The 2,722-nt window shown below is 68.1% G+C and carries 4 protein-coding genes; all 4 read left to right on the forward strand.

What is annotated here, in order from left to right; translation table 11 throughout:
* The first annotated feature begins 267 nt into the window (after positions 1 to 267).
* Positions 268 to 1,146 (forward strand): aspartyl/asparaginyl beta-hydroxylase domain-containing protein, encoded by an 879-nt coding sequence (locus NI18_RS14175; RefSeq protein ID WP_037530708.1) that lies wholly within the window; start codon positions 268 to 270, stop codon positions 1,144 to 1,146.
* Between the two features lie 83 nt (positions 1,147 to 1,229).
* Positions 1,230 to 1,802, forward strand: coding sequence for a NifU family protein (locus NI18_RS14180; protein ID WP_031396534.1), 573 nt, complete (start codon positions 1,230 to 1,232; stop codon positions 1,800 to 1,802).
* Positions 1,802 to 2,401 carry a malonic semialdehyde reductase gene (locus NI18_RS14185; protein ID WP_037530711.1) on the forward strand — a complete coding sequence of 200 codons (600 nt, stop codon included), beginning with the start codon at positions 1,802 to 1,804 and terminating at the stop codon, positions 2,399 to 2,401. Before NI18_RS14180 ends, NI18_RS14185 begins: the two co-directional genes overlap by 1 nt.
* A 38-nt stretch (positions 2,402 to 2,439) precedes the next feature.
* Positions 2,440 to 2,722 (forward strand): tRNA (adenosine(37)-N6)-threonylcarbamoyltransferase complex dimerization subunit type 1 TsaB (gene tsaB / locus NI18_RS14190; protein ID WP_037530712.1); only part of this gene is annotated, 283 nt, incomplete at its 3' end.

Here is a 2,722-nt window from a genome sequence, read left to right on the forward strand (position 1 = left end):
CGGCTTGGCGCGGGACGCGGGCCGCGTCCCCGATTGGCCGATGGCAGGGATCGCCAGGCACAGCACGAGCGACAGGAAGACGGGAGCGCCGAACGCGCGGGGGGTAAACGCCATGCCGTCCTGTAGCGCCCCCGGCCGCCGACCGCCAGCGCTGTGCCCGTCGCGCGCGCTGCGCCATCATTTCGTCCCATAGCCGCGCTATCTCAATCACCTGCAAGCGCGAATACGGGCGCGCGGTACGAGCGAACGACGAAGAGTGGAGTGCGAATGCAAGCCGAAGTCAGGGCGAAGACCGGGACCGCGACGGGTCCGGCAATGTGGCGAAATTCTGGTCGTGATCCCCGCAGCACCCCCCACCGCACCCCCGATCTGACCGTCATTTCGGGCGCGCCCCAGCCCGGCGCGCCGCTCGCGGCGGAACCCGGCCGGCCGCTGATCATCCGCGTCGGCAAGCATCTGCGCGGCGTGTTCGACCGGCTGATCGCGAGCTCGTCGCTCGTCTCGAACGACCCGGTGCTCGACGTCCGCGACTTCGCCTGGACGCAGTTGCTGCGCGAGCATTGGCGCGACATCCGTGACGAGGCGGTCGCGGTCGCGCTGCGCGGCGAGGCCTCGCCCAGCCTCGCGACGATCTCGCCCGATCACCGCGCGATCGCCGAGATCGACAAGTGGCGCTCGTTCTTCCTCTGGGGCTATGGCTATCCGATCGACGAGAATCTGGTGCGCTGCCCGCGGACGCGCGATCTCGTCGCGCAGATCCCGGGGCTCAATAGCGCCTTCTTCTCGATCCTCGCGCCGGGCACGCACATCCCCGAGCATCGCGGCGTGACCAAGGGGCTGATCACCTGTCACCTCGGCCTGATCGTGCCGCGCGACGGCGACGTCCGGATGCGCGTCCACGACCGCACCGTGCGCTGGTCGGAGGGCGAGACGCTGGTGTTCGACGACACCTACAACCACGCGGTCTGGAACGACACGAGCGGCACGCGCGTCGTCCTGCTCATCCAGTTCGAGCGGCCGCTGCGCAATCCGGGCAAGTGGATCGCCGACGCCTTCCTGAACGTCGTCCGCCGCTCCGCCTTCGTCCAGGACGCGGTCCGCAACATCGGCGACTGGAACGCCGCGGTGAAACAGCTCGACGTCTGACGGCATCCGGCCTCGCAAACGCTATGCCGGTGCCAAAGAAGAGTTTGCTTGATCCCTCCGCCCCCCGTCGCCACATGCACCCCATGCTGATCGAAACGGAATCCACCCCGAACCCCGCGACGTTGAAGTTCCTGCCGGGACGCACCGTCATGGAGTCCGGCACCCGCGACTTCGCCACCCCCGAGGAGGCCGAGGCGAGTTCGCTCGCCGATGCGATCTTCCGGCTCGGCGACGTGACCGGCGTGTTCTTCGGGCGCGACTTCGTCTCGGTGACCGCCGCCCCCGGCGTCGCCTGGTCGGACCTGAAGCCCGACGTGCTGGCAATCATGCTCGATCACTTCTCCGCCGCGATGCCGCTGTTCCGCCCCGCGAGCGCAGGCTTTTCGGTGCCGTCCGACGATACCGTGCTGACCGACGACCCGGCCGATGCCGATATCGTCGCGCAGATCCGCGACCTGATCGAGACGCGCGTCCGCCCGGCGGTCGCCAATGACGGCGGCGACATCGTCTATCGCGGCTTCGACAAGGGCAAGGTGTTCCTCCAGCTCCAGGGCGCGTGCGCCGGCTGCCCCTCGTCGAGCGCGACGCTCAAGAACGGCATCGAGCAGCTGCTGAAATATTACGTCCCCGAAGTCACCGAAGTGCGCGCCGTCTGATGACCCTGCGCGGTCCCCAGCCCGACGTCGTGCTCGACGCGATCTTCCGCGAGGCGCGCAGCTATAACGGCTATACCGACCGCCCGGTCGCGAAGGCCGATCTGCACGCGATCTGGGATCTGATGAAATGGGGCCCGACGTCCGCCAACCAGCTGCCCGCGCGGCTGGTCTGGTGCGTCAGCGACGAATCAAAGCAGAAGCTTGCCGACGCGTGCAGCGCGCAGAACCAGCCCAAGATCCTGAACGCGCCCGTCTCGGTGATCATCGGCATGGACACCGAATTCCACGAGCATCTGCCCGAACTGTTTCCGCACGCCGATGCGAAATCCTGGTTCACGGGCAGCGCCGAACTGCGCGCGGCATCGGCCTTCCGCAATTCGACGCTGCAGGGTGCCTATTTCATCATCGCCGCGCGGATGCTCGGGCTGGATACCGGGCCGATGTCGGGGTTCGACGCGGACAAGGTCGATGCGGCCTTCTTCGCCGACACGCCCGCGGTCCATACCAACTTCATCGCGACGCTCGGCTATGGCGATCCCGCGACGATCTTCGCCAGGTCGCCACGCCCCGACTTCGCGAAGTTCAACAGCATCGCCTGACATGACGCCCTCTTCCCGGAGGGAGAGGGATTACCGATATGCGTACGCTGATCATAGAGACGTCCACCGCCGCCTGTTCGGTCGCGCTCGCCGATGACGGCGTGATCGTCGCGCGGACGCATGACGTCGTCGGGCGCGGCCATGCCGAACGGCTCGTGCCGATGATCGCCGCGCTGCCCGGCGGCGGCCGCGCCGACCGCATCCTCGTCGATGTCGGCCCCGGCAGCTTCACCGGCGTCCGTGTCGGCATCGCCGCCGCGCGCGGGCTGGCACTCGGCTGGTCGGCGACGGTCACCGGCTTCTCGTCGCTGCCTTTGGTCG

This window comes from Sphingomonas sp. Ant20 (assembly GCF_000783375.1).
Classification (GTDB): domain Bacteria; phylum Pseudomonadota; class Alphaproteobacteria; order Sphingomonadales; family Sphingomonadaceae; genus Sphingomonas; species Sphingomonas aerolata.

Bases quoted from the DNA above. Each gene is read 5' to 3' on its own strand.
- NI18_RS14185 (WP_037530711.1), top strand. From the start codon at position 1,802: ATGACCCTGCGCGGTCCCCAGCCCGACGTCGTGCTCGACGCGATCTTC.
- NI18_RS14175 (WP_037530708.1), top strand. From the start codon at position 268: ATGCAAGCCGAAGTCAGGGCGAAGACCGGGACCGCGACGGGTCCGGCA.
- NI18_RS14180 (WP_031396534.1), top strand. From the start codon at position 1,230: ATGCTGATCGAAACGGAATCCACCCCGAACCCCGCGACGTTGAAGTTC.